This is a genomic window from Bacillus sp. X1(2014) (assembly GCF_007678255.1).
Genome location: NZ_VEED01000005.1, coordinates 58,460 through 78,906, shown reverse-complemented (window position 1 = coordinate 78,906; position 20,447 = coordinate 58,460). Strand labels below are relative to the sequence as shown.

14 protein-coding genes and 1 riboswitch are annotated in these 20,447 nt (G+C 40.3%); of the genes, 7 read left to right on the top strand and 7 right to left on the bottom strand.

The annotated features are described in order from the left end of the window. The first annotated feature begins 126 nt into the window (after positions 1–126). Positions 127–1,002: a processed acidic surface protein gene (locus FS608_RS11970; RefSeq protein ID WP_186328694.1), complete on the top strand. Its 876-nt coding sequence runs from the start codon at positions 127–129 to the stop codon at positions 1,000–1,002. Positions 1,003–1,105: 103 nt separating this feature from the next. Here the strand turns inward: FS608_RS11970 and FS608_RS11965 are convergent, their stop codons facing one another. Next, a complete protein-coding gene (locus tag FS608_RS11965) occupies positions 1,106–2,047 on the bottom strand; it encodes a hypothetical protein (protein WP_144550226.1) in 942 nt (313 codons plus the stop codon). A 190-nt stretch (positions 2,048–2,237) separates the two neighbouring features. On the opposite strand from FS608_RS11965, the gene FS608_RS11960 reads away from it, so the two are divergent. From FS608_RS11960 to FS608_RS11940, 5 genes are all read left to right on the top strand, one after another. Beyond that, the gene (locus FS608_RS11960) at positions 2,238–3,524 is read left to right on the top strand and encodes a helix-turn-helix domain-containing protein (protein WP_186328693.1); all 1,287 of its coding nucleotides are present in this window, start codon (positions 2,238–2,240) and stop codon (positions 3,522–3,524) included. A 273-nt stretch (positions 3,525–3,797) separates the two neighbouring features. Continuing rightward, positions 3,798–7,526 (top strand): S8 family serine peptidase, encoded by a 3,729-nt coding sequence (locus FS608_RS11955; RefSeq protein ID WP_144550222.1) that lies wholly within the window; start codon positions 3,798–3,800, stop codon positions 7,524–7,526. A gap of 406 nt (positions 7,527–7,932) precedes the next feature. Then, on the top strand, positions 7,933–8,529 hold the full coding sequence (locus FS608_RS11950; RefSeq protein WP_144550220.1) for a DUF5317 domain-containing protein: 597 nt from the start codon (positions 7,933–7,935) through the stop codon (positions 8,527–8,529). Positions 8,530–8,702: 173 nt separating this feature from the next. After that, entirely contained in the window at positions 8,703–10,553 is a 1,851-nt protein-coding gene (locus tag FS608_RS11945) for a bifunctional diguanylate cyclase/phosphohydrolase (RefSeq protein WP_144550218.1), read from the top strand. A 95-nt stretch (positions 10,554–10,648) separates the two neighbouring features. Further along, positions 10,649–11,038 (top strand): VOC family protein, encoded by a 390-nt coding sequence (locus tag FS608_RS11940; protein ID WP_144550216.1) that lies wholly within the window; start codon positions 10,649–10,651, stop codon positions 11,036–11,038. 44 nt (positions 11,039–11,082) lie between these two features. Here the strand turns inward: FS608_RS11940 and FS608_RS11935 are convergent, their stop codons facing one another. From FS608_RS11935 to FS608_RS11915, 5 genes are all read right to left on the bottom strand, one after another. After that, on the bottom strand, positions 11,083–11,820 hold the full coding sequence (locus FS608_RS11935; protein WP_144550214.1) for an energy-coupling factor transporter transmembrane component T family protein: 738 nt from the start codon (positions 11,818–11,820) through the stop codon (positions 11,083–11,085). Next, positions 11,817–13,388, bottom strand: coding sequence for an ABC transporter ATP-binding protein (locus tag FS608_RS11930; RefSeq protein WP_144550212.1), 1,572 nt, complete (start codon positions 13,386–13,388; stop codon positions 11,817–11,819). The genes FS608_RS11935 and FS608_RS11930 overlap by 4 nt, the downstream gene beginning before the upstream one ends. Further along, a complete protein-coding gene (locus FS608_RS11925; protein WP_144550210.1) occupies positions 13,366–13,956 on the bottom strand; it encodes an ECF transporter S component in 591 nt (196 codons plus the stop codon). Before FS608_RS11925 ends, FS608_RS11930 begins: the two co-directional genes overlap by 23 nt. Further along, complete coding sequence (gene tenA / locus FS608_RS11920) at positions 13,956–14,639, bottom strand: thiaminase II (protein ID WP_144550208.1); 684 nt, start codon at positions 14,637–14,639, stop codon at positions 13,956–13,958. The genes FS608_RS11925 and tenA overlap by 1 nt, the downstream gene beginning before the upstream one ends. Before the next feature lie 110 nt (positions 14,640–14,749). Continuing rightward, positions 14,750–14,852: riboswitch (TPP riboswitch) on the bottom strand. Between the two features lie 117 nt (positions 14,853–14,969). Then, positions 14,970–15,446 carry a hypothetical protein gene (locus tag FS608_RS11915; RefSeq protein WP_144550205.1) on the bottom strand — a complete coding sequence of 159 codons (477 nt, stop codon included), beginning with the start codon at positions 15,444–15,446 and terminating at the stop codon, positions 14,970–14,972. Between the two features lie 450 nt (positions 15,447–15,896). On the opposite strand from FS608_RS11915, the gene FS608_RS11910 reads away from it, so the two are divergent. Continuing rightward, on the top strand, positions 15,897–19,589 hold the full coding sequence (locus FS608_RS11910) for a polysaccharide deacetylase family protein (RefSeq protein WP_144550203.1): 3,693 nt from the start codon (positions 15,897–15,899) through the stop codon (positions 19,587–19,589). Between the two features lie 82 nt (positions 19,590–19,671). On the opposite strand, the gene FS608_RS11905 is transcribed toward FS608_RS11910, so the two are convergent. After that, complete coding sequence (locus tag FS608_RS11905; RefSeq protein WP_144550201.1) at positions 19,672–20,376, bottom strand: hypothetical protein; 705 nt, start codon at positions 20,374–20,376, stop codon at positions 19,672–19,674. Positions 20,377–20,447 lie beyond the last annotated feature (71 nt).

Below are 20,447 nucleotides of genomic sequence, written 5' to 3'. Positions count from 1 at the left end.
GTGATACCCAGTATTTTAGAAAAATGAATGGAATATCTTTGCGACGATTATTTAGAAATTATTTGCATTTCTAATATGGTTCAAAAAGGGGAAATTATTAATGCACCAAATAAAAGGAGGGTACTAATGGTCAATCTAAAAGCTATGCTAATAGGCTTGCTTACATTTTCATTTTTGTTCAGTGTTCCCTCTGCACAAGCAGCTCCGTCTGAAAATGAGATAAACCAATATATAGCTAAAATAGGATGGACGAAACAAGAATTTCTGGAGTATATTGATTACTACGAAATTCCTTTAGAGGAATATACAATGGCTGGCCTAAAAGAACTCCTAGGTCCGCCTATTAACTCGAAAAATTATCAGGATTTACTAACCAAATATGGTCTAACTGAAAAAGAACTAAATGACTTAATGGACCATTTTGGAGACTCTGTAAATGAATATAAGTTTATCAACGATTTGGATTCAACAGTTGAATTTTATATTAATGCCGATAAAAGTATGGCGGAAGTAGAAAAAGCATTATCGGATACGGGCATAACAGAAGCAGAAGCAGAGAGATTTTTCAACTATTTAGCGGAAGTAGAAGAAAAAAATAAAGACCAACTAGACCAAATGGCAACAAACGATACACTGTGGGAAAATTTAATGACTGTTGAAGATCCTTCCCAACTAAGCGATGAAGACCTTGATGAGATGGTTCGATTATTAGAACAAACCATTGCACTGTATGAAGTTAAAGTGAACTTTAAAGCCGACGGGAAGGCTGTAACTTTAAAGGATTTATTAAAAATGAAAGAACCTCCAGGTACTTTATCTGGCAGTGTCTATAGTTCTTCAGGGGAACTACTCATCGATTTTAACATCCCTAGAGAGTATTTTGAATCGATGGAAGCTATTGTAGATGGGGAAGACATGATTCATTTAGGTGAGATTTCAGATGATTATGTAGACCATATGCATGAAGAGAAATATGAAGATGCTCGAAAGGGTTTAAAATAATTATTTAGAATGAAAATAAAGCCTTTCTCATTTAAAGTGAGAACGGCTTTATTTTCATTTTTTACTATTTGCGTGCTTTAAGAACAGTTCAAATAGGCATCTTTTAGAATGCACTTACAATTTTTTTCAAATCTGCTAAATAAGCCTTTTTATCTGACATAAGTAAAAGAAGTGACCCTCTGCAGCTAATCGAATCTGCTTTAATGGCTTTTTTCTTTTCATCCATCAGGGTTAATATGCACTTTCTTGTTAATCTGTTGCCAGGAAGCATCTTTGCAAGGACATACTTATCATGTTTGCTATACCCTCCCCTAAACAGAACGTAATCTTCATACACGATAAAGCCATCTGAACCCTCTATATTTGGTTTAAAATAATCCATACTGCCTTTGTAATATCTTGCTAACTCAAAATCAGTATAGTAATAAAACCACACTTCCTCATCAGACATCACATTAAGCGCATAACAGTCACTAATGAAGTGAGGGTCCATATTTGGATACTTATACAGTTCGTTCCCGTTAAAATCCCATGCCCTAAGTCCATAGCTTCCAACCGGTTGGTTCCAGCCATTGTTTCCGAAAATACCTTCATCGAAATAAGAAGTCCAGATGTTATTCCCTTTTGTGACATAAAAATTTTGAATCCCATCTCCAAGCAGGAAGGCATTTACTTGGTTTCCACTCATATCAAAAACTCTAGCATTTCGATCAAATTCCCCATTTTCATATAAATGCGAACGCGCACAAACCAATACTATGTGATCATTTTCCATGGGTTGAATATAATGATAATTCCATTTTTGATTCTTCAGGATTACTTCTTTTTTGTGCCCTTTGCTGAGGATGATAGCTTTATATTCATGTCGATCCGCTGTTTGTACTGGCGGGAACATCCCATCTATATATTCAGGAACTTTATTCACCGCAAGTATACAAATTTCATCCCTTGGCCCAATGGAGGAGTCAATAATGATATATCCGTTAAGGTCATCTTCAAAATCATAGGTTAGCTCTACTTGGTGTTTTATGGTTTTCTTTAGCATGGTTTCACCTCTTTCAATACCTTTATATATTCGCTGCGATTCCCCTTTTTCCCCCTTAATGGTCACCTAAACTACCGTCACTCGATGATTCCAACGGTATTTTCGCATCTCTTAGCCTATTTCAATTGGTACAAGGATAAATATAATAATAGAGAGCAAGACTTCAATGATAGGAGAGTGGGTTCGTTTTATGTCAATTGGAAAAGTGATTTATTATCACCGCAGGAAGCAGAATAAGACCCAGGAACAGCTCTGCCATGGCATTTGCTCGGTGACACACTTAAGTAAAATTGAAAACAATGTAAAAGAAGCCAATCCGAAAACACTGCAAATGTTATGTGACCGGTTGCAGATTTCACTAGAAGATGAGAGCAAAAAAAGCCAGAAATTGCGGCAAAAGCTAGATATATTTTACGAGACGATGGAAAGGCACCACCAAGAGAAAGCAACCATTCTATATAAAGAATTACTGCAAGAAAAAGAATATATCCAATGTACGGACATGATCTATTTATACGAATTATATAAGCTGCGCTATTTTTTGCTATTAAATGACTTTTCAACCTTTGAAAAGTCCTCGACAGGCATTCATCGCTATGTATCAAAATTTTCTCCCTTTGAAGAGTATGTATGGAATCTTCTTCAGGGCATTTATTATGGAAAAGTGGAACAATTTCCGCAAACTTTCCTCTATCTTTCCCGTGTCGAAGAGCAGGCTGAGCAATATGAAACCAAGATTACGGAATACTATTATTTTCGGGCCGCCTTGCACGGACATTTATGCCACTATTCGTTATCAATCCATTACGCCTATAAAGCCTTGCGAGTTTTTCAAAATACCAACAACTTTTTGCGGATTGTTTATGTAAAAATGATTCTAGCCGTGAATTTCATCAATATTGGTGAATTTGAAAAAGGCAAAGAAATACTAGAGCAAATTTTGAATGATACGGACATCCTGCCGGATAAAGAAACAAAAGAGCTTTCCTTACATAATCTTGGTTTTTTGCATTACCGACAAGGAAAAATTGAAGAATCACTAGACTACTACTTTCAAGCGCTTCATTACAAAGAGAAAAACTCAGCTTCTTACTATATTACAATTTCCTCTCTGGCAGAGGCATTGATCGCGGATGGTCAAAACGAAAAAGCGAAGGAAATTTTAAAGGGAGCATTAGAGTCGATTCAAGATCAAAAATCCCCACGTTATATTGAGTTAAAAATCCTTTATTTGGAGGCAGCTGGTTCCCAAAAAGCTCTGATTACCTATTTAATCAACCAGGGACTGTCCATTATTGAAAATCATCTGTCCACAGATCGCGGGAGTAAATATCTCCAGCTCATTGCTGCTTACTATGAAGAAAAACAGGATTACGCTTCGGCCAATCATTATCTTCATATTGCCAACCAGCACCTGAAGAATCAACTGTTCCATATTGGCTCACCCGTTGAATTAAAAAATACGAATGTACGATAGATTGACACGACAATTGCCCGCCGCAATTGTCTTTTTTTGTCGGGTCGATCAAATTGTCCCAAGTTGTTGGATTAAATTTGCTAGGATTTAAACCCCTTTCTTTTAAAAATAGCATCGAAAGTCCCGCTTCCATCCCCCCATAAAAATAGGAATTTTCCCGATAAACAGTCTAGTAAAATCACTCTATACTTTTTAACTAGATAGACCATTTCTTTAAGGAGGGGCGTCAATTCTAGTAAACAAAAAAATTATCAGAAGAGGAGAATGTGAAAAATGAGGAAGCCAACGTTTAAGAAATATTTTGCGGCGATGATGACCACGGCACTAATAGCCATTCCAACGATTCAGGCGTTTGCTGATGACTCGCCCAAGAGTCTCTTACCTACAACAACTGCGGATGTACAGGCCTTGAATGTGTTAGCAAATAAGGACAAACATGTGATTACGCTGATTACCGGCGATGTTGTCACGGTGACAGAACTGGCAGATGGAAAAAGTGTCATCAGTGTGGCACCGGCTGATCCTGCACAAAGTGGAGCGAGAATCCTGACCATTGCCAAGGATACCTATGTAATCCCAGATCAAGCGATGCCCTATTTAGCTTCCGGCTTTTTAGATAAAGATTTATTTAATGTCACATCCCTTATTTCAGACGGTTATGATGATGCCAGCCAAAACACATTGCCTGTCATCGTCCAATATGCACCATCGAAAACGAAGTCATCTGCCTCCAAACCTGCTCCGAAAGGTTCTAAGAAAACGCATGAACTTGAGAGCATTCACGGGGCAGCACTTTCGGCAGATAAAAAGGAAGCCAAAAAGTTTTGGCAAGACATTACGAAAAATGCTCAGCCATCTAAGACCGAAAAAGCTGTCTTGGCCCCAGGAATTGAGAAGATCTGGCTCGATGGGAAAGTTGAAGCCACACTCGCACAAAGTGTTCCACAAGTTGGAGCACCTACTGCCTGGAATGCGGGGTACGATGGAAAAGGCGTTAAAGTAGCTGTCCTTGATACCGGTATCGATTCAGAGCATCCCGATGTAGCAGCTCAGTTGGAAGAAGCCGTAAGTTTCGTTCCTGGTGAAGATGTGCTCGACCACCATGCACACGGTACCCATGTAGCCTCTACTGTACTTGGCACAGGAGCAGCATCCGAAGGTCTCAACAAAGGGGTAGCACCAGGCGCCAGCCTCCTAGTAGGAAAAGTGCTTAGTAATCAAGGCTTCGGTCAGGATTCTTGGATTATCGATGGAATGGAATGGGCTGCACACAAAGCCAAAATTGTCAGCATGAGTTTGGGAAGCAGTGAGTCAAGTGATGGCACTGATCCGATGGCTCAAGCAGTGAATAATCTGAGTGCAGAAACAGGTTCCCTTTTTGTTATTGCTGCCGGGAACACTGGGGCTGAAGGCATTGGCTCACCAGGAGCGGCAGATTCTGCCCTTACAGTTGGTGCAGTTGATAAATCTGATAATCTTGCTTGGTTCTCCTCTAAGGGACCACGGTTTGGCAGTTCGGGATTAAAGCCTGATCTTACAGCACCTGGAGTAGGGATTAAAGCGGCTCGCTCCCAATATGCTGCACAAGGCAGCGGCAGTTATTTGACGATGGACGGTACGTCAATGGCCACACCACATGTAGCCGGAGCAGCAGCGATTCTCTCCCAGCGTCATCCTGATTGGACTGGGGCTGAATTGAAAGATGCTCTAATGAGTACAACAAAGAAACTCGACGATATTAAACCATTTGAGGGTGGAACTGGACGCCTAGACGTGGCAGCAGCCACATTGGGTACAGTTCGTGCAACAGGATCCTTGGATTTTGGCTTCTTTGATTGGCCGCATGAAGGGGATGTCCCTGTTGAGAAGACCATTACGTATACGAACGATAGCGATAAGGCAGTAACCCTGGATTTGTCCGCAAACTTTACGGATGGTGATGGTTCAGATGCCCCTGCTGGATTGCTAAAGCTTTCAACAGACAAAGTAACCGTTCCAGCTCATGGGAATACGAATGTAAAGGTTACCCTTGACCCGCAGTTTGGCGCTCTTGGTGCTCGCTATCAAGGACAGATCTCTGCCAATTTCGAAGGTAAGACCGTTGCCCATACTGCCTTAGGTATGATCAAAGAAGAGGAAAAGTATCCACTAACCATCAAAGCTATCGACCGTGACGGTTCCCCTGCCCTAGCTTACATCAATATCCTAGGTCCGAATGGAGATCCGCAGTTTATAGCTGTCGACGGAACAAAGGAATTACGACTGGTGCCTGACACCTATTCCGTGATGTCCTTAATGGATGTTGATGCAGACACAGATCACGCCGGAGTTGCACTTGTCGGTGACCCTGAAATTAAGCTAGATGGACCAAAAACCGTTGAGCTTGATGCCCGGAAAGCAAATGAAATCACAGCGAAAGTGCCAAATGAAAATGAACCAACTTTCCGAAAAATGGAATACTTCCGTACGATTAATGGGAACCCAGTCAATGACCTTTACCTCCTGCCTGTTTGGATCGATAAAATGTACGCTGTTCCAACTAAAGCAGTAAAAGATGGAGAGTTCACAATGAACACACGCTGGCGCCTGACAGAGCCATTATTGACGATAAACTTCCGCGGCCAAGTATTGGATGATATCCCTCAGGCGGGAAGCACACTCTTTAAAGGACATGATGTGCTGGATGCCGTTTATGCTGGCAAAGGTGCACCAGAAGATTACACGGGTCTGGATGTGAAGGATAAAGCAGTAATTGTTGAACGCAGTGATGAAGTATCAGGTGCGAAGCGTGCAACAGCCGCGACTGCAGCTGGAGCGAAATTGTTAATTACCGTAAACGATGGACCAACAGAATTAAGTGAATGGTCTGGGACCGAAGAGTATACGGAAGTTCCAATTGCGGTAGCAGCCATTAGCGGAACAGACGGGGCAGAGTTGATTAAGGCTGCTCGTTCTGGAAATGCGAAACTAAACGTTAACGGAAATCCTGATAGTGATTACGTGTATGATTTGATCGACAACCACGATCATGCCATTCCAGAAGATGTAACCTATGCACCTAAACCTAAGGATCTTGTAAAAATTAATACCCAGTATAAATCAGACCGCGAAGCATCAGGCGGGGAGTTCCGCTGGGATATTCCTGCATACCGCCCAAATGGCGTAGGTTTTTCCCAGACTTTATCCCTGCCATCGGTACGAACAGAATGGGTCTCGGCCCAAGAAGGCACATCTTGGTACCATCAAGCAAGCGTGCTTGATGCAGAGTGGGAAGTACGTCAGCCAGTAGCAAAATATAAGCCGGGTCAGAATTTGGATGAAGAATGGTTTGCACCTGTTGTTCGTCCACGCTTGGGCGCTGGTTTCTGGGTACCATATCGTACAGATAACAGCTTTACGTTCAATATTCCTGCGTTTGCTGATTCAGGATTAGGGCACACGGGAGCAGACACAGAATACCCAGGACCACAAACCCTTAAGTTTTATCAGGGTGATACGCTTGTGAAGGAAGCAAAAGGACAGGCGCTATACTCCTTTAAACAGCACCCGACTGAAAATACTCAGTACCGATTAGTGAGTGATGTTTCCCGCGATCCGGAACGCTGGAATACTTCCGTTCGTACCCATACCGAGTGGACTTTCTGGTCCAAGAAGCAAGAAGAATGGAAGACAGATTTACCTCTGCTTTCGCTAGATTTTAAGATTGATACTGATATGAACGGGAATTCGAAGGCCGGACACACCATTCAGCTGGGCTTAAGTGCAGCTCAAATCCCTGGAGCACCAGAAAATGGCAAAGTAGACGGTGCTACTCTAGAAGTCTCTTTTAATGAGGGCCAATCGTGGAAAAAGGTAGAGTTGGTTCGTGAAGCTGATAGCTGGACAGCAGACATTCCCCATCCTAAAACACCTGGAAGCTATGTCTCCCTCCGTGCGAGCGCCTGGGATGATGCAGGAAACCGCATTAGTCAGGAAGTAATTAAGGCTTATGGGTTAAAGTAATATATTTAAAAGGTATCCTATGAATTTCGATTAGGATGCCTTTTTTATTTAAATGGCTTACTGGCAACAGTAATCCCTTTAGGAAATGTGGCCACTAAACAATGGACATTCGACAAACTACCATATAGTCTAAGGATTTCTCGTGCTAAAAGTAGTGGGGAAATAGTCGAAATACGCGAAAATATTTCGCAGGAAATATCCTATATTTCCTCATAATTAGATGGGCTTGGTTGAAATTCGCCCCTTTTTCTCCAAATCCCTTCATAAATACACAAATTATTCATAAAATCAGCATTATAACTACTTGTATTTTAATATTTTCTTTGATTATATTATTGTGGGAATATTTTTCCTTCGTTGAATTTTTGAACATTTTCATATACTCTAGCATAGGTGGGTAACAACTATGGTATTTGACGGCATCATCATTTCATTTATAGTAGGCTTTCTTCGAAAAGGAAATTTACGAGCACTTGCGAAATTAAAGCTGAAGTGGGGATGGATATTTCCTCTACTATTAGTTGTTGAATTAGCCGTGTTTATGTTCCAAAACGATAGCAAATTCCTTGGACAGATCAGTGGATCTATCTATATAGTAGTTTATGTACTCGGACTATTATTTTTATTTATGAACCGTAAAAATCCAGGTTTTATCCTTATTTTATTTGGAGTATTTCTCAATTTTCTAGTCATGATGATGAACGGCGGACGAATGCCAGTTTCATTAGTTGCAGCATCTATATTAGATCCTGGTTACCTCGATGTCCTTAAAGAGCAATTATACGCAAAGCATACATCTCTTACAGAATCTACAAAACTAGGTTTTTTAGGCGATATTATTCCAATCACTGATCCATATCCAAGAACCCAGATTATCAGTATCGGTGATGTGGTTATGAATATCGGTGCTTTCCTCTTTATTCAATACTTAATGCTAAGTCATCCAGTTGCCAAAAAGAAGCATGATGCACCTCTCTTTATTAAAGGAGGTGAGACCAAATGAAACAACAAAAGCCTGAGGGTATTAAATTAACAGGTGTTATCGTTAATACAATCATTCTTGCTTCAATGATTATCGCTTTAACATCTGGTATGAAACTAATATAATAGGAGGAATGGAGGAGTAAAAAAATTCATACTTCTCCATTCTAATTTATTTAGATATGAGTGATTAAAATGGAAAAGATCAAACAACCTGCGAATCTCTATTTATTAATCGTTTCGTTACTTGGAAGTATGGGATTTTTGCTCCTAAAACCCTTTGATTTCCTTGATACATCAAAATTACTTATATCTCTCACTTTAGTGGGAGCGATATTACTCTTAAATCATTACACCATCCCCATTCCACCCGATGGAAATTCTATCTCGATGGACTCTGCAATTTATCTAGCAAGTATTTACTTATACGGTTTAAATTTCACCTTAGTTGTTCTTTTAATTAATTCAGTCATCTATGCTATTTATAAACGAAAGATTGTCTGGTGGAAGCATCTATTCAATTTTTCAATTTATAGTATAATGATAATTTTTTCCTATTATCTTTTTGTTTTTACCAATGGAAATACAGGTGACATAAATACAGGTAACTTATTGCCATATATTCTCTCACTGAGTTCTTATTTTATTCTAAACACAATTTTGATCAGTTTATATTTCCTCCTCCAACAAACGGAAAGTTCAATCAATTTAATGAGTGGAATCGTAAAGGATAAAACCTTTCTAGTCAGCTACCTCAGCACATTGTTGCTTTCACTTGTCTTAGGAGTCCTTATTCAGGAAAGTGCAATTTTGGGTTTGGTTATGTTTGTGTGCATTTCTATCCTGCTGTCCGTCGCATTTAATGAACATTTCCGATTGTTTCAGGAAACGCTTGATAAAGCCAACAAAGATACACTGACCGGCCTAAACAACCATGGGTACTTTAAAGAGATTTTAGAAAAAGAAGTAACTGCCGCAAAAGAAAGTGATTATCCATTATGTGTCGTCATCTTAGATATTGATGATTTTAAAAAGTACAACGATCTGTACGGGCATATTCAAGGAGATCATCTGCTCCAAGAATTTGGTACTCTTTTGAAGGCCAGTTCTGACGCGGCAAGCTATATCGTTGCCCGCTATGGAGGCGAAGAGTTTTCGATTATCATGCCAAATACCGATCGAAAGACTGCTTATTCATTCATGAATGAATTGCGGAAGAAAGTAAATGACACCCACTATAAAGGGGTGGAAGGTCTCCCCTACGGCTGCTTATCCTTTTCATCGGGGATTGCTGAATGTGAAAAAGAAACCTATAGTATTTCTGAACTTCTTAATAAAGCCGACCAAGCGATGTATGCAGCCAAAAACCAAGGAAAAAACCTTGTCCAGATTTACAATGGGCATTCGGAATACACCGTACAACGATCTCTTTCTCTTGAAAAAGAGCTGGAGGAAGCAGAATTCCAATTAAAAATCTTCCTTTCCAAGGATGTTTACACCTATCGCCATAGCAAGCGTGTCTACCAATATGCGGTTGATTTCTCACGAATGCTTAATCTAAGTGTCCATGAACGCAAAACGTTAATTCTCGGGGCGCTTGTCCATGACATTGGAAAAATTGAAATCCCGCGTGATATTTTAAATAAAAAAGGGAGTCTCGACCCTCATGAATGGGAATTCATGAAAAAACACGTAACCTATGGAAAAGATATCATTTCAACAAATAAGAAATTAGAAGATCTGATTCCACTCGTTGAACTTCATCATGAACGATATGATGGAAATGGCTATCCATATGGGCTAGCGGGAAAATCAATCCCGAAGCTGGCGCGAATTCTCTGCGTGATCGATTCCTTTGATGCAATGACGACAGAACGTCCCTATCAAAAAACAAAAACCTTTCAAGAAGCAATCGCCGAGTTACGCCACTGTTCAGGCAAACAATTTGACCCTCAATTCATCGAACCATTTATTGCGATGATCAAGGAGTTCGAAAGCTCGGGGAATGAACAGCACAAAGAGGTCGCTGCAAGTATCGTGAATTAGAAATCTAAGCCAGGCAATATGCCTGGTTTTTTATATAAATCCGTCCGACTCCTCTGTGGTATGATGGAAATAAATTTATGAAGGAGCTGACCGCCGTGATTCAATATGAATGCCTCCACCATGTGAGCCTAACGGTGACCAATTTAGAAAAATCCAAGCATTTTTATAGCAATATCCTATGTTTAAAAGAAATCCAACGTCCAAATTTTGATTTTCCTGGTGCCTGGTACGAAATCGAAGGACAACAGCTCCATCTCATCGTTCTCCCAACTTCCCAAACGATTCGTCAGGATAAACGCTTGAGCAGCCGTGAAGGTCATTTTGCCCTACGAGTGAAGGATTATAATGCTACGTTGAATTGGTTGAAAAGTAAGGATGTTGAATTATTAGAGAAACCTAAGGGCATGAGTGGTTTTGCCCAGATCTTCTGTGCAGACCCAGATGGGAATCTCATTGAACTAAACGTTGATCAAGCAGACCTCTAGGAAAGCCAAAAAGGAGAAGTGCACGACCACTTCTCCCCTTTTACTTATTCAATAAAAGTCATTATCCCCCAAGCAACGATAAGTAACGAAAGTAAATAGCCGAAGTCTTTCGCTGCTAGTTTGGTTGTTTGGTAATAGGTTCTATCTCTTGTACCCGTAAAACCACGCGCCTCCATGGCAATTGCTATTCGTTCTGATTTTCTTATCCCTTGCGTAAACAGTGGCAAAGCGTACCTCATAAACGCTTTCCAACTATTTTTTTGCTTGTAACCTCTGACCTTATGAGCCGTTTTCATTTGGGTTAGTTCCGATTGGAACAGCGGAATAAAGCGGAACCCCGCTAAAAGCCCATATGCCCATTTGGGTGACAGTTTACATTGATGAATTAAACTCATAATAAACAAAGTGATGTCTGTGGTAGAGGTAAATAACAATCCATACGAGACAAACGCTAACATCCGTAAGGCGATGGTTAACCCATGATTTAAACTCTCCACCGTAATATGGAACCAAGCCCATTTCCAAAGTGTTTCTTCTCCTTCTCCGAAAGCTGCCATCATCCAACATATAAGAATAAAAAATCCTACATAAGGCAGAAGCCTTTTCAAAAGATAAGTTAGACTCCATCCGCCTAAAAAAATACCGATAAAAACAGCAAGTAACCATATCAATAAAGTCACCTTTGGATCAGAGACAGCCATTAAAAGAAACATAACAATCAAATGAGCAAGCAGCTTAGCGGCAGGATTGAGAGTAGCGAGGAAGGAATTGTTCGCCTTCATACCAAAACACCCTCCTTCTGCGCATGCATCCACTGGTAATGGAGTGGCGGAATTAATGCACTTTCACGTAAAAGACTTGGCTCTGAAAATAAACCATAGGGGGTCCCTTGATAGGATACTCTTCCCTTGTTAAAGTGAATGACTTGATCAGAATAATGATCCACAACATCCATATCATGGGTTATCATGACAATCGTTGTCCCCTGCTCCTGCCTTTCCTTTAAACGTTGAATCAGTTCCTTCGCTGTTTTTTCATCCTGACCAAATGTTGGTTCATCAAGCAATAGTAAAGCTTGATCAAACAATAACATTGTCGCCACACTTAACCTCCGCTTCTGTCCCAAACTGAGGGTAAATGGATGCGCATCTTGATACGATTCCAAGCCAAACTCCTCTAACAATTGCATGGTTTTTGTATGGACCAGCTCTTCAGGCCAATTCCGCTGCCGGCCCCCAAAAGCAACTTCATCAAATACTGTATCGGCAATGAATTGATGTTCTGGGTTTTGAAAAACAAAGCCCACTTTTTCATACAGCTCTCGTTCTGACCATTTTTTTAGTTCAATACCTTGAAAGTGAATTTTACCTTTTTGAATTGGCTCCAAACGGATCAGACTTTTTAAAAAGGTACTTTTCCCACTCCCATTTTCTCCGACGATAGAAACCCATTCCCCTTGATGGATTTTTATATCAATATCTCTCACGACGGTCTTCTTCCCATAGCCAATTTCAACATGTTCGGTGCGGAGTAAAACATCGCCTTGTAATCGCGGTTTCGTTTTTATCCTATTAATAAGTTTAATAGATAGAGGGTGCGAAGGATTTTGAACAACCTCCTCCCATTTGTAAGGAAACAACTTCGGGCGCCAAATCCCCGCTTCTTTCATTTGTTTATGGAAATTCAGCAGTATCTCTATTGGTTTCCCATCCCCAATAATACGTCCACGCTCATCAAGGATAATGACTCGATCCATCCATTCGATGCAGCCGTCTAAGACATGTTCGACAAATACCATCGTATGGTTGGTTTTTTCGGCTAAATGTCTCAATAAACCAAAGATCTCATGCCGCCCTTTAGGGTCGAGCTGAGCGGTTGGTTCATCAAAGTAGAGGACTTCTGGTTCTAATGCAAGTAAACATGCTAATGCCAATCGTTGTTTCATCCCGCCTGACAGCGTTTCAATCGGTGTTTTTTTATCTATTATTAGCCCTACTTTATCCATCAAGTCAGAGATCATTTGGTCCATTTCATTTCGTGGAATCGATCGATTTTCAAGACTAAAGGCAATTTCTTCGTCGACATGAAGCATACAAAATTGGGAATCAGGATCTTGAAACATCACTCCAGCAGATTTCCTTTTGAATACCTCACCACTTACCTCTGCCTCCAAATGCTCTGGGATGATTCCTGCAAGAGTGGAAATCAATGTAGATTTCCCACTCCCACTAGGTCCAAGTATTAATACCTTCTCTCCTTGATTGATTGACAAGGTAATATTACTGATAATTTTTTCAGAGCGATTATAAAAACGAATCGAAAGATCTTTACATCCCAGAAACATTAACATTTTCCCTTTTTCTTTTTTCCTTCATTAATTCATATTGTTCTAACACACCTGTTTTTGCGAGTGCGTCCACAATGACCTTCGCTAACATACCACCGAGAATCATTCCGCTGATGACATGAATTCCAAGGGTAACGAAAAACACTTCCGTCGTGTAAAATCCAAAACCGTTGGCGATTAAGTTATAAATCATACTGCCAATCGCTGCAAAAGCACCAGATAGCATTAAAGTAAAAAGGTTGTAGCGTTTATATCCGAAAAGGGCGAAAGCAATTTCTGACCCAATCCCCTGAAAGACACCGACTAAAAGGGCAGACAGACCAAAATGACTTCCTGTTAAGAGCTCGACTGCGGCCGCTGCAACCTCCGCAATAAACGCCGCTCCCGGTTTTCTGATAATATAAGCGACTATTGGACTAGCAATCACCCAAATGCCAAACATAAAACCTGCGCCCACCGGCCCGACAAGAGCGGAAATTGGAATCCAAAGCGTCGACCATCCTAAATAGATAACTCCACAGGCCACCGCTAGAATTACAGCAAGTACGACTTCTTTCATCTTCCAAGTCATTATTTCACTACCTCCATTTTCACAGGCCATTCTTCGAGTCTATAAGCCATATCCCAAAACATATATTCAAGCTGACAACTGAGTAAGAAATGCTCCTTCATCTTTTCCTTTTCTCTCTCCGTTGCTGTCTTTGCCCACTCATCAAGACGGGCACAAAACTTTGTTGTAATCGAATCAGTCCGATTTCCATAAAAACTGATCCAATCATAAAAAGGATGAGAGCGATCGGGATTCACCTCAGATAATAACCTTTTTCCAATTTCCCAGTACGTCCACGGACAAGGCAGTAACACAGCTAAAATCTCCCCTAGTGTTCCTTCGTGTGCAACGGTAAGCATATGACGTGTGTAATGAAGGGCAGAGGGTGCTAACGGATATCCTTGTAATAACTCGTAGGGAACACCTGCTACTTGACAAAAGTTATTATGTGGATGGATTTCACTATTTAAAATAAATGAAATTTGCTGATTAAACATATCCATATCATCCCGATTCTCACATTTGGAAACTGCTATACCATAGATTCGAACAAAGGAATTCAAATATTCAAAGTCCTGTTTAACATAATGAATCAATTGTTCCTTTTTTAATTCCCCATTGGCTATTCCTTGGACAAAAGGATGCTCAAAAATCGCCTCGAAAATAGGATCGGCTTCTCTTCTTAATTCTGCTGAAAAACTCATTTATTTCTCCCCCTTATTGGTTTTATGGGAAGACACTACAAGGAGCGGCTAACTATTCAAACACGAAAAAACCGCCCCAAAAATGGAGCGGCAGAATAATTGTATTTATCCATACACAGACTCCACTTTCCTACGCTAGTATGAACTAGATCAGGTTCAAAGGGTCCAAGATTAATCTCGTCTCAGCCAAAAATGGCTCCCCTAGTGGTCTTCCTATAAATTTAATCTTCACTCTACACCCATTGGTTAATGTTGTCAATTAGTTATTATCTTAAGGATAAAAATAAACCAAACGTCCTATAGGAAATGGAGAAACTCACCAATTTCCCACTATATTTGTTTAACAACACCCTCATGTTCTAAGCGACGAACCAATTTGTAGAATCCCAATAAGGTAAATAGGAGAAAGGGATTGATAATCGCCGAGTGATATAACTTCCACCATCCGTAATGGAAATATCCCCAAGGCTCTGGTAATAACGTGATGATCTCATAGATAACGATTCCAACATTCCATGCTAAAAAGAATGAAATTTGTTTCCAAAATGTGCTTTTTAAAGGATAGATATTTATAAAAATAATATTAACGGATGGGACTAAACATAAATAAACAGGCAGAGACCCCCAATCAATACCTTTGTTGAAGTACCAGTACCCGTGATATTTCAAACTGATAAATAAATCAAACACTAGTTGGAATAACGATGTAAATAACCAAATCTGCAGCATCTCACTTCTGGTTAACCTTTTTTTTACTTTTAATGCAATGAGGTTAAAGAGGATGACTGCTATAATAATCCCGACCATTTTGTTGACTCCTTACGTATGAATACATTTAAAATTTCCATTTTTAGTAAAAAACATACCTACCCACTCTTCAATTTCCAATTATTTTCCAAATAATGTCGTAAGTTTCGTAAAACTTGTCATAAGTGCCCGGAATTTTGTTATAAGGTTCATAAAATATGTCATAATTCTTCAAAAATATGTAATAAGTTCCTTACGATACGTTATTAGTAGCCGTCCATTTCGTTTAGCATCACTTCATACATACGGCCTAGAATATAAAAAAATACCCTCAATTACCAATTAAAAACTGAAAGAACTTTTCCCCCTACCCCCAAAATCTTTATATGACGACCTAAGTTTTTGGAGATGGTCATTTTTTGTCGAAAATTCCTTCCGCTAGCTGCGGACATTATCTAAAATATCAATCTATTAAAATAAAACAACACTACACCTATAGGAGGAATCTATGTGAATCGAATTTTCAGGTGGATTGTTAGGTCCTTATTTGCCCCTGTCACTGGAAATGCTGGAGCGGTGGCAAGCACACTTGGTTTTTTCTTAGGGTTTTTACCTTTAGATAGTTTACGAATCCCACTATTGGTGGTTCTCTCACTTTTGTTACGTCTAAATATCATCGCCTTATTCCTGGGAACGTTGATTCCTATTTTCATTCCGAAAATGAATCATTTACCCATCCTTGATTTAAGTCGATTAGAAAATACCTGGTTAATTTCAACCATAAAATCGAAAATACAACTTTCACAATCCATTGCACCTGCAGTCCTAGGAGGATTGATTGGTCTTGTTTGCTACTTTTTCTTCCATTGGTTTTACAATTTAGGGTTGAAAAAGAGAGAGAGAAATCAAGACCATGTTTTCCTTGATCCCGCCAAAAGACGCTGGTCCATTATCAAACGAATGGGTGCAGGCTTTACCGTTTTAATTATTTTAGTATCGACGATTTTTATCGAAAGCCTGAATACCAACCCAGAATTTCCTGGTCTGCAACTGGATAACAGCGCAGCAAAGAGCGGAATTGAGCCAATTAATACAAGTTTCAGTGAGGCTCAGCTCGCCACTCAGGTTCAAAAAACGACACCTTCCCTTGCTAATCAAAAACAGATTGGGCAATTGCACCAAAAACAAGAAGTTTATGGTTTTTACGTCGATTGGGACAAAAACAGCCACACATCTTTTAAAAAGAATATCGATTCGATTACTACATTAGTACCGGGGTGGATGCAGCTTACACATGGCCTTACTCTTAAAACCAACACGGACAAGTCGATTGTTGACCAGGCCAAAGCACATAATATAAAGATTCTCCCTTTAGTTAATAATTTTAATAATAATAAATGGGATAGCGAAGTTCTTCACCGCTTATTTACCACTCCCGGTGCGGAAGATCTTTTTATAAAAAAGATGTTGGACTATGTTAGAGCTAATGACTTTGACGGAATCAATATCGACTTTGAGGAAATCAATCCAAATGACAAAGTGAATTTCACACGATTTATCGATAAAGTTTATGAGGCCTTTCATCAACATGGTCTCATGGTTACACTGGATGTTCCGCCGAACAACAATAGTTTTAACTATGCTGCACTAGCAACAAATGTGGATCGGATGATTGTCATGATATATGACCAACACCATGCCATGAGTAAACCTGGGCCTGTGGCACCAACTGACTGGGTTGAGGAGAACTTAAACCAGCTCAATATTCCTTCCGAAAAATTGATTGTGAGTTTAGGAAGCTTCGGCTACGACTGGGAAGAAAACTCCAATCGGCCCGCCAAAACAATGACGTTCGACGATATCATGAATTTAGGAATAGGCAACAACCTCCAAATCCATTGGAATAAACAAACAGGAAACCCTTATTTACGATACAAATTAAATGGTAAAAACCATACCGTTTGGTTTTTAGATGGTGCTACCTTTTATAATCAAATGCAGACAGCGATTGATCACGGTTCGAAAGGAATAGCGGTTTGGCGCCTCGGTTCTGAAGATCCTTCCATCTGGAATTACCTGAATAAACCAAAGGAAATAAACGATCCGTCCAATGCCCTTAAAACCTTGGTCAGCTCTAAGCCTGTTCACTTTACAGGTGCTGGCGAGATTCTAAAAATTGCTTCTCAATCAGAAAATGGGAACAGAACGATTCACCTGGATGGACAAGGGATAATTCAAAATGAAACGTATGTTAAATTGCCAAAACCAATTGTGGTAGAGCGATATGGCAAACCATCATCAAAGGAAATTGTCCTTTCCTTTGATGACGGTCCGGATCCAACTTATACACCACAAATATTAGACATCTTGAAAAAGAACCATATAAAAGCAACCTTTTTTATCCTCGGTGAGAACGCGACGCAGCATCCACAACTGGTGAAAAAGATGTTTAAAGATGGCCATGAAATTGGCAACCATACCTTTACCCATCCGAATATTGCATCGATCACACCAGATCAAACCAAGAGGGAGCTCAATGCAAATCAGCGTTTGTATCAAGAAATTACAGGTCATTCAATGACCCTCTTCCGTCCGCCGTATGCAGCTGATGGGGAACCGAACACAAAGAGTGAACTGGAGCCGATTTGGCGAGCACAGAAGATGGGTTATACGACAGTCGGTGAATTGATTGACTCGGATGATTGGCAAGGACTTTCTAGCAATGAGATTCTCAAGCGGGTATTGAATCAGCTGCCTGAAGGTAACGTAATTTTGATGCACGATGCCGGCGGTGACCGCTCTAACACGGTAAAAGCCTTACCGATGATAATTAAAGAGCTCAAACAGCGCGGCTACACATTTACCACCGTTGGAGATCTTATCGGAAAAAGTGATAGTCAAATTATGCCGGAAGCTAATCAGGACAACCCTTATTTAGTCTATGACAAGGCTGTTTTCAAGGTCCTCCAAGGCTGGCACCTTGGATTAAGCTTACTTTTCTACTCTGCTATCGTGATCGGAATCCTGCGACTAGTTGTCTTTGTTTTCCTTTCGAGAAAGCAGGTAAAAAGTTATAAAGAGACCAAAATTGACCCTAACTTTACCCCTTATGTCAGTGTCGTGATTGCTGCCTATAACGAGGAAAAAGTCATATGCAAAACTGTCGACTCGATTTTAGCAAGTGATTATCCAGCGTTTGAAATCCTGATAATCGACGATGGATCAAAGGATGATACAGCGGTTGTCGTGGAAGACACTTATGCAGACCATCCACTCGTCAGATTAATTAAAAAGACCAATGGAGGAAAATCTTCTGCTGTGAATCTTGGCTTTAAAGAAGCGAACGGGGAAATCGTCGTGGCACTTGATGCGGATACACTCATCGCTGAAAATGCGATTTCATTGCTTGTGAACCATTTTAGAAATGAAAATGTCGCAGCCGTTTCAGGAAATGTAAAAGTCGGCAATAAGGGGAACCTCCTGACAAACTGGCAGCATATCGAATATGTGACCGGCTTTAACCTTGAGAGAAGAGCCTTCGCTGCACTCAATTGCATTACCGTTGTACCTGGTGCCATCGGGGCCTGGAGAAAGACGGCGGTAGAAGAAGCCGGATACTTTCAAGAAGATACCCTTGCAGAGGATACGGATATCACGCTTACTCTGTTACGCCAGGGAAAAACGATTGAATTCGAAGAAAAGGCCTATGCCTATACAGAAGTCCCGGAAGATCTTAAAAGTCTGGCAAAACAGCGTTACCGTTGGGTGTATGGAACCTTACAATGCTTATGGAAACATCGCGGGGCTTTATTCAATAAAAAACATAACTCATTAGGTTTTGTCGCCCTTCCAAACATGTGGCTGTTCCAATATATTTATCAAACCATTTCGCCTATTGCAGATCTTTTGTTCATTATCGCCCTTTTTAACCCTCATCCTGAAAAGGCGGCGATTGGATTTATCCTATTTTACTTGCTGGATTTCTGTACGTCTCTCTATGCATTTCGATTGGAAAAAGAAAGTCCAAAGCCGCTCGGTTCATTGTTCCTACAACGAATCTTGTACAAACAGCTGATGACCTATGTGGTGGTAAAATCGATCTTCTCGGCCATCAAGGGTGTAACCGTTGGCTGGGGGAAATTAAAGCGCAAAGGCAATGTAACGCAGGACACTTCTATTGTGAAGGTGAAGGAAAATATGTAAAGACCGGTCTTTCCCATTTGGGGGAAGGCCTTTTTTTATATAAAAAAGGATCACCAGCTTTTGGTGACCCCTTTTGAAAGAATTACATATTGTTTACTTTGGTTTCTTTTTTATCCTGACGACTCGCTGCCTTTTCTTTGGCGGCTTGAGAAACTGCTTGTCCACGGTTGGTTTTTGTTGTGGCTGTGGTTTTTTTGGTGGTTCCAGTTGTTGTCTTAGAACTCGAATTCGCAGATGTTGGTGGTGGTGTTGTTGGTTTTGTGCTTACCACTGGTTTCGTTGTTGTAGCTGGCTTAGTACTTGTTACTGATTTTGTTGTTGTTGCAGGCCTTGTACTTGTCACTGGTTTTGTTGTTGTTCCAGGCTTTTTGTTTGTACTTGTTGTATTTGTTCTCGGCTTTGTGGGTGTAGTCGTTGTTGTCGGTGCTTTCGCACTTTTCTCAGGAACAGTTGTTGCAACAGGTGTTGGTGCTGGTGCCTCACTGGTTGTAGTTTTATAGCTTAGTTTTTTCGTATTTGATTGAACGGCTGCTGCAGCCAGGTTGCTATTTTTTAAAGATACTTGGGTAACGGCATTATCATGGTCTTTCACATTCGTTGTTGGTGTCGGAATGTTTTTTTCTGCTTGTTTGATGACATCCGCTTTTTCCCGGTCAGCGGATATCGGTAAAGCAATCTCCTTGGCCAAACGTTTAAGAGGTTGCTCAGCCAACAAAGCATTGGCAACAGAAAACGTAACAGCTCCTGCTATTACCATGGCAAGGGCACCCTTGGATATTTTTTTCATGTTATTCCCCTCGTGTACTTTTGTGTGAATTCATATCAATATGATTCGAACGAACCCAAATGTCTTATGGG

Excerpts from the sequence above, each read along its gene's own strand:
- FS608_RS11970 (WP_186328694.1), top strand. The coding sequence starts at position 127 with ATGGTCAATCTAAAAGCTATGCTAATAGGCTTGCTTACATTTTCATTT.
- FS608_RS11965 (WP_144550226.1), bottom strand. The coding sequence starts at position 2,047 with ATGCTAAAGAAAACCATAAAACACCAAGTAGAGCTAACCTATGATTTT.
- FS608_RS11960 (WP_186328693.1), top strand. The coding sequence starts at position 2,238 with ATGTCAATTGGAAAAGTGATTTATTATCACCGCAGGAAGCAGAATAAG.
- FS608_RS11955 (WP_144550222.1), top strand. The coding sequence starts at position 3,798 with ATGAGGAAGCCAACGTTTAAGAAATATTTTGCGGCGATGATGACCACG.
- FS608_RS11950 (WP_144550220.1), top strand. The coding sequence starts at position 7,933 with ATGGTATTTGACGGCATCATCATTTCATTTATAGTAGGCTTTCTTCGA.
- FS608_RS11945 (WP_144550218.1), top strand. The coding sequence starts at position 8,703 with ATGGAAAAGATCAAACAACCTGCGAATCTCTATTTATTAATCGTTTCG.
- FS608_RS11935 (WP_144550214.1), bottom strand. The coding sequence starts at position 11,820 with ATGAAGGCGAACAATTCCTTCCTCGCTACTCTCAATCCTGCCGCTAAG.
- FS608_RS11930 (WP_144550212.1), bottom strand. The coding sequence starts at position 13,388 with ATGTTAATGTTTCTGGGATGTAAAGATCTTTCGATTCGTTTTTATAAT.
- FS608_RS11925 (WP_144550210.1), bottom strand. The coding sequence starts at position 13,956 with ATGACTTGGAAGATGAAAGAAGTCGTACTTGCTGTAATTCTAGCGGTG.
- tenA (WP_144550208.1), bottom strand. The coding sequence starts at position 14,639 with ATGAGTTTTTCAGCAGAATTAAGAAGAGAAGCCGATCCTATTTTCGAG.
- FS608_RS11915 (WP_144550205.1), bottom strand. The coding sequence starts at position 15,446 with ATGGTCGGGATTATTATAGCAGTCATCCTCTTTAACCTCATTGCATTA.
- FS608_RS11905 (WP_144550201.1), bottom strand. The coding sequence starts at position 20,376 with ATGAAAAAAATATCCAAGGGTGCCCTTGCCATGGTAATAGCAGGAGCT.